Source organism: Caballeronia sp. M23-90, from assembly GCF_053574605.1.
In genome coordinates, this window is record NZ_JBSIPA010000374.1 from 1 (window position 1) to 6,658 (window position 6,658).

Genomic DNA, 6,658 nt, shown 5'->3' on the forward strand with positions numbered 1-6,658 from the left:
TTTTACGCGCAATCGGCAGCATCAACCCTTGGCAATAGCCCACCAACCCGGCACGACGATCAATATGTCCAATTGTGTCGCATAGGTGCTCCAGGTACTCGTCGAACGATGTCTCCCAGTCCATCGCCTCCTCTTGTAAAGGATGAAGAAGCTCCTATAATGCCATGAATCTTATGACACAGTAGTATTAGTCGGCCCTGCAAAATTCAGTTTGCTTGATGCACGACGCCGATGGGACTTTTTGTCTGACCGGGCAGGCTAGGCGGCCGGAAGCATTCCCGGTGCGCAAGCTGCGGACGCGACGGGACATTGACGATCGGATGCAGCCAGGCGAGGATAAAAAAGATGGGCCGCAGACCCAGGCGAACAATCGCACGCAACACCCAGCGCAGGTTGTAGCCCGGGCCGTGACGCACAGCACGGCATGCAGCGCATCGCCGGTTTGCCCTTTGAGCCAGCAACGACGCGTACCGTGGTCGTGCTTCACATGGCCGATGATCGGTTCAATCGCCTGTCGCCGCTTGAGCCAGCGGCGCTGCGTGCTGGTCAGCGTATGGTATTTTCCTCGATGAATCAGGTGTACTGATGATATCTCGGCATCGACACCGCGAAACCCGAGATCGACCAATACGGTCTTGGGCTGCGGTGTACCGGGCAGGTCCTGCAACAGAATGGAGCTCTGTTCGATTTGCTCGGCAAGCGTATGGCCGTCATAGGGGTTGCCGGGGAATGCCCGGGCACCGACGATCAACCCTTGTTTCTCCGTGATCGCGAGGCTCACCTTGACGCCGAACTCGTAGGGCTGGCGCGCCTTTCCTTTCCCGATGCCTTCAACTTCAGGCGCATGCAGTGCGTAGAGTTTGTTCTTGTCCTTTGGACGTTGGCGGCAAATGCGCCAGGCCCGCTCAAGCCAGACGCGCAGTTGTGCCTGCCGTTCGTCCGAAGCCCCGCACAGCTTGCGTTCGATATCGCGCAGCAACCGTCCCAAGACTGTGCGCTGACGTTTGAGTACACGACGCAGGCGCTTGAACTGCTTCGCATGGGCATAGCCGCCTGCGCGGCGCCGCAGCCGCTTGCCTTCGCGCTCGTAAGTTTGTTCAGCCCCAAGCCTGCGCGTTGCGCCAACTGAACGAGTCTGGCCCGTGACACACCAAGCAGACGGCTGTCAGTCGGATACGCAATCGCCTTCTCTTGCACTGTGGCGTCGACTATCACGCGCTCGAATTCGACCGGGGTCACCGCCTTCATCTGCACCGCAGCTGCGATCGTCGCCGCAAGCAGCTCCTCGACACCGGCTTTGCCCAGCGCCAGTCGAAAGCGCACCAAATTGGTCGGGTCACACGGCAGGCGCGGCTGAAAATACTCCTCGCCGCAAAAGAACTGGAAATACACGTCCTGCGCCCAGCGCTCGCACACCGTTTCGTCACTTTCGTTATAGGCGTGCTTCAGGTACAGCAGACCCACAATCAGCCGCATAGGCAGGCGCGGACGTCCAGCCGCACTGACGCCACCAGCAAGTTCCAGCGAGTTCGAGCCAAACAGGTCAACCGCTTCGCTCACGCGCCCATCGCGTGAGCGTCGCTCGAACAGGGAAGCAAACGTCGTTTCGATTGAAGTCCACGACATCTTCGTTGCCAACACGGCAAGCGGGTGACGCAGATCAATCATCGCGTCCAAACGGCTACGAAAGAAATCAGGCGTGCTCATGGGCGACCACTCCGAAACTCCCAGAATCTTTATCAGATCGATATTCGTTCTGGGAGTTCTCTTATCCGCCAACTAACTGCATCGCCAAGCCGCGGGGCCTTACGAACTTCTGCAAGGCCGACTACTTAGGGTCGACGCTCCCCACCCGCGACCGTCTTTAGTCCACAGCGGTCAATCGCCGTTCTACAAAGCGTTCTGTCACTTTCGCCGAATGAGCTTGGCGCCGACGCTGGACAATGCATGAGGACCCTTTTGCCTTGCTAGACGTTGAAAAACGTGCGATACGCCTTCCGGAGGAAAGCCCACGGCCACATCATGCATCCTTGTACGTTCACCGCAGGGACGTGAACGCCGCGCATCTTAGTCGGCAATCAAGAATTCGCGGCCCGCGAGAGGGCAACCGGCCTGTTGGAAAACACCGCCATCAGAGAGGCTACCCAGATCGGTTACCGCGAAGCCAAAGTTTTCGATGAGGACCCTGACCCGTTTATTTGCATCTGGATAATTTCCCGAAATAAAGACCGTGCGACGTGCTTGCCCTACCCGCGGACCCTTGTTGTAATCCGACATCCGAATCGAATTGAACGCTTTTACGACGCGCGCGCCGGGCGCAAACCCAGCCACAATGTCGCTCGCGCCAACGCCGCCAAGGTCGGCGAGCAAGGCGGTTGGCGAAACTTGAATGAAATGGTTTGTAGCGTCCACCAGAATCCGACCATGCCACATGGGCAGTCCGCTCAACGACGCCTCTACCTGCCGCCATGGCACGGCCAATATCACCACTTCTTGTGCTGCCGCCTCGTCTAGCGATACGGACGACGCCCTTTCACCAAGCCCGGAGGCAAGTGCCTTCAAAACTTCCGGTACACGGCGGCTGCTCAGCATCACGTCATGGCCCGCAAGAAGTGCTGAGCGCGCTATCGACTGAGCTACCACTCCAGCTCCAATGAATCCGATTTTCATTTCAACCTCCTACCTCATGGACTTTGGCGAATTGGAAGTCCTGCGTCCGCTCGGAATGCTATCGAGCGCAACTCTGACGCCGCGCCGCCGTCAAACCTGTACCGTGCCACCGTCGGCAAAAAGCTCCGTCCCGTTCACGTAGCTGGAATCGCTCGAGGCAAGGAACAGTGCCACAGTCGCAATTTCCTCTGGCCGCCCAATCGTTCCGCGCGGAATCGGCGCAACAAGCAAGTCCATCGACTCTTTCGACATGCCCGCCAACGAGCCCGTCTCGACGGGACCTGGGCTGAGCAGATTGACCCGAATGTTTCGGTCCTTAAGTTCGTTTGCCCAAGTACGCGCGAACGAGCGAAGCGCCGCCTTGCTTGCGTTGTAGACGCTCCGCCCCGCACGCCCTTTGACCCCTGCAATCGACCCCTTCAGAATGATGGATGCGCCATCCCGAAGAAAGGGCAGTGCCCCCTGGACCGTAAACAGTGTGCCGCGCATGTTGACGCCAATCACCGCGTCAAACTGCTCTTCGCTTACTGTGCCGAGCAAACCGTTTGTCGCGGCGCCCGCATTCGCATACAGAATATCGATGCGGCCCTTCTCGGCCGCCACGACTTCGTACAAACGCTTGAGGTCGGCTGAACTGGCGACGTCACCCTGTACGCCCATGACATTAGAACCGATTAGCTGCACGGCTTCTTCGAGTTTGGCCTGACGCCGTCCAGTAATAAACACGAACGCGCCCTCGGATACGAACAGGCGTGCGGCCGCCAGGCCCATCCCAGACGTTGCGCCCGTTATGACCGCAACCTTCCCTTCTAATCTGTTCACGATGACTTCCTTCGAATGTTGCGGTGCGCTCGGGCGCTCTAATTGGCTATCCAAGCTGAACCGTGTCGCGCCGCGTTATACCGCGACCAGTCCGCCGTCCGACACCAAGTCAATACCGGTCGAGAAGCTACTTTCGTCCGAGGCCAGAAACAGCGCGGCAGCGGCGATCTCATCCGCGCGCCCGACCCGCCCGAGGGGGGTCATCTGCGAGAACATTGCTTTGATTTCGTCAGCGCCTTCGGCCGTATCAGCTTGGCTATCGAGCGCAGGGGTCTGTGTGGCGCCCGGGCTCAGGCTGTTCACGCGGATGCCGCGGTCCTTGAGCTCGTTTGCCCAGGTTCGTGCGAACGAACGCATCGCAGCCTTCGTCGCCGAGTACGCGCCGATGCCCGGAAATCCTTTTGTGCCCATGATTGAGGAAAGCAGCACGATGGACCCGCCGCGGGTCATCAATGGCAATGCTTTTTGGACGGTGAAGAACGGGCCTCGCGCATTGATGCCGAATATCTTGTCGAAATGCTCAGGCGTTGCCTTGTCAATCGTGAACGACTCTACGATTCCGGCATTCGCTACGACGATGTCCAACACACCTTTCTCTGATTTGATATGTGCGAACAATTTATCAAGGTCGCCCAGGTCCGTTACATCACTTTGTACAGCGGACACGTTCGAACCAATTTCGGCAGCTGCTTTTTCCAGTTCGAGTTGTCGACGCCCGGTAATGAACACGTGCGCGCCTTCCGCAGCGAAGCGCTTCGCGATGGCGAAACCGATACCGCTGCTGCCGCCAGTGACGAGGGCTACTTTGCCGTTGAATTTAGACATTTAGTAATCCAATATATGCGGCGTTTTATTGCCATTGTTCCGACCCAACAAATGAGCACCTCGAACTTGAGAGCCCTTTCGCCCGGTAACGGTGGATGCTCCGAAACCTATGGACCGAGTATCGGCTTGCGTGCGAGCCGACACTAGGTAGGCCGTGGGCATATCTTTTATTCATAAATGAGATGACTGAACGGTGACAGCAAGCCCGGATATCCGGCTAAGCTTGGGTCTCGATGTGGCCACTATTTGGATAGGGTCCAATCAAAGTTCCGTTTTCCCAAATTCTCTCGAATTACATCGAAATTACATTTACGGGCGACCGGGGATTTGCGCTGAATAAACCGCTTTCAATAAACAAATTTGCCTGTTAGGGTGTCTCGTCGGTACCAGCAATTCCGGGACGACGTCCCACCCGAATTTGCACATAAAGGTGCAGCGGGCACAGGTATGCGACTGTTCGAGTCAACTGAAGCGACAGGATTGTCCCTCTCGCGCAGATAAGGAAATTGGCCGTAGACACGCAGGGATTTTGCAGGTTGAAATCCGCGTGACTCACTCCTCTTTCATCCGGCATCAGTACTGTTGGTACATGATGCTGTTCAATCTTGGAACTACCCTCTCAGGCGCACAGGCAGCAGTCGCTTTGTTGCTCGTCCAAAGCCGCCTTTTGTACAGATGCTGAAGTGCTTTCGTCCGTCGACGTCCGCCGTGCCGGCCCTCGCCTGTCGCTCCTTTACCTACGTGTCGCTCGTGGCTTCTAAAAGCCGCGAGGGTTCACATCGCCTATTCAACGGACATCGTCATGAAAAAGCTAACCACCGCTTTTGGTGCGCCAGTCGTCGACAACCAAAATACACAAACTGCTGGACCACGGGGGCCCGCGCTCCTACAAGATGTGTGGTTGCTCGAAAAATTGGCGCATTTTGACCGGGAGGTCATCCCGGAACGTCGCATGCATGCCAAGGGAGCCGGCGCGTACGGTACGTTCACCGTGACCCACGACATCACGCGATTCACGCGAGCCAAAATCTTTGCCTCCGTTGGCAAAAGGACCGAGATGTTTGCTCGGTTCTCGACCGTTGCAGGCGAGCGTGGCGCAGCTGACGCCGAACGCGATATCCGCGGCTTCGCCCTAAAATTTTACACAGACGAAGGAAACTGGGATTTAGTTGGGAACAACACGCCCGTATTTTTCATGCGTGACCCGCTCAAATTTCCAGACCTGAACCACGCTATCAAACGTGACCCACGCACTGGGCTTCGCAGCGCGGACAGTAACTGGGACTTCTGGACTCAGTTGCCCGAAGCCTTGCACCAGGTGACCGTCGTAATGAGTGACCGTGGACTGCCCCGCAGCTTCCGGCACATGCACGGTTTTGGAAGTCACACATTCAGCTTCCTCAATGCGCAAGACGAACGGTTCTGGGTGAAGTTCCATTTCAGAACTCAGCAAGGTATCCAGAACCTCACTGACGCTGAAGCGACCACGCTAGTCGGCATGGACCGCGAAAGCTCCCACCGCGACCTGTATGAAAGTATTGAGAAAGGTGAGTTTCCGCGGTGGACATTCTTCATCCAAATCATGCCAGAGAAGGACGCTGCGACCTATCACACCAATCCCTTCGACCTTACCAAAGTCTGGTCGAAAAAGGATTACCCCTTAATTGAAGTGGGTCAATTCGAGCTAAACCGGAACCCCGACAATTACTTCGCTGAGGTCGAGCAAGCGGCCTTTAATCCGGCCAACGTGGTTCCAGGCATTAGCTTTTCCCCTGACAAGATGCTTCAGGGTCGACTCTTTTCATACGGCGACGCTCAACGCTATCGCTTGTCCGTCAACTTCAGCCACATCCCGGTGAACTCTGCGCGGTCCGAGGTCCACAGCTATCACAGGGACGGAACCATGCGCGTGGATGGAAACGCGGGCGGCGCCACCTCTTATGAACCGAATACGCGGGAAGAATGGGTCGAGCAACCAGATTTTCGCGAGCCGCCGCTGGCCCTGGAAGGCGCCGCGGACCACTGGAATCACCGTGTCGATGACGATTACTACTCGCAGCCCGGAGCACTTTTCCGCCTCATGTCCCCCGAAGCCCAACAAGCGCTGTTCTTCAACACCGCTCGAGCCATTTCCGGCGCCAGGCGCTCAGTCATAGACCTTCATATAGAACACTGTACGAAGGCGGACCGAGCTTACGGGATGGGTGTCGCGGCCCCCCTGCGTCACAATAGATGTCGCCTCTGAATTTTCCCAATCCGAAGAACTCAGAGGTGCAGGTTGAATGCCAAACAGACGTATTCTGTCGAATTCAGGGAGCAGGCGCTGGCAAAGGTCTTGCAA

At 57.0% G+C, this 6,658-nt stretch carries 4 protein-coding genes and 1 pseudogene; 1 reads left to right on the forward strand and 4 read right to left on the reverse strand.

What is annotated here, in order from left to right:
- Nucleotides 1-302: 302 nt before the first annotated feature.
- From ACRXB1_RS27215 to ACRXB1_RS27230, 4 genes and pseudogenes are all read right to left on the reverse strand, one after another.
- Nucleotides 303-1,707 (reverse strand): annotated as a pseudogene (locus ACRXB1_RS27215) (IS5 family transposase); the annotation flags it as partial.
- 360 nt (nt 1,708-2,067) lie between these two features.
- Nucleotides 2,068-2,670 carry an NADPH-dependent F420 reductase gene (locus ACRXB1_RS27220; RefSeq protein WP_449493788.1) on the reverse strand — a complete coding sequence of 201 codons (603 nt, stop codon included), beginning with the start codon at nt 2,668-2,670 and terminating at the stop codon, nt 2,068-2,070.
- Between the two features lie 90 nt (nt 2,671-2,760).
- Nucleotides 2,761-3,492 carry an SDR family NAD(P)-dependent oxidoreductase gene (locus ACRXB1_RS27225; protein ID WP_449493789.1) on the reverse strand — a complete coding sequence of 244 codons (732 nt, stop codon included), beginning with the start codon at nt 3,490-3,492 and terminating at the stop codon, nt 2,761-2,763.
- Between the two features lie 75 nt (nt 3,493-3,567).
- Nucleotides 3,568-4,317 (reverse strand): SDR family NAD(P)-dependent oxidoreductase, encoded by a 750-nt coding sequence (locus ACRXB1_RS27230; protein WP_449493790.1) that lies wholly within the window; start codon nt 4,315-4,317, stop codon nt 3,568-3,570.
- Between the two features lie 802 nt (nt 4,318-5,119).
- Here ACRXB1_RS27230 and ACRXB1_RS27235 point away from each other — a divergent pair.
- The gene (locus ACRXB1_RS27235) at nt 5,120-6,562 is read left to right on the forward strand and encodes a catalase (RefSeq protein ID WP_449493791.1); all 1,443 of its coding nucleotides are present in this window, start codon (nt 5,120-5,122) and stop codon (nt 6,560-6,562) included.
- Nucleotides 6,563-6,658: the final 96 nt, after the last annotated feature.

Excerpts from the sequence above, each read along its gene's own strand:
- ACRXB1_RS27235 (WP_449493791.1), top strand. The coding sequence starts at position 5,120 with ATGAAAAAGCTAACCACCGCTTTTGGTGCGCCAGTCGTCGACAACCAA.
- ACRXB1_RS27220 (WP_449493788.1), bottom strand. The coding sequence starts at position 2,670 with ATGAAAATCGGATTCATTGGAGCTGGAGTGGTAGCTCAGTCGATAGCG.
- ACRXB1_RS27230 (WP_449493790.1), bottom strand. The coding sequence starts at position 4,317 with ATGTCTAAATTCAACGGCAAAGTAGCCCTCGTCACTGGCGGCAGCAGC.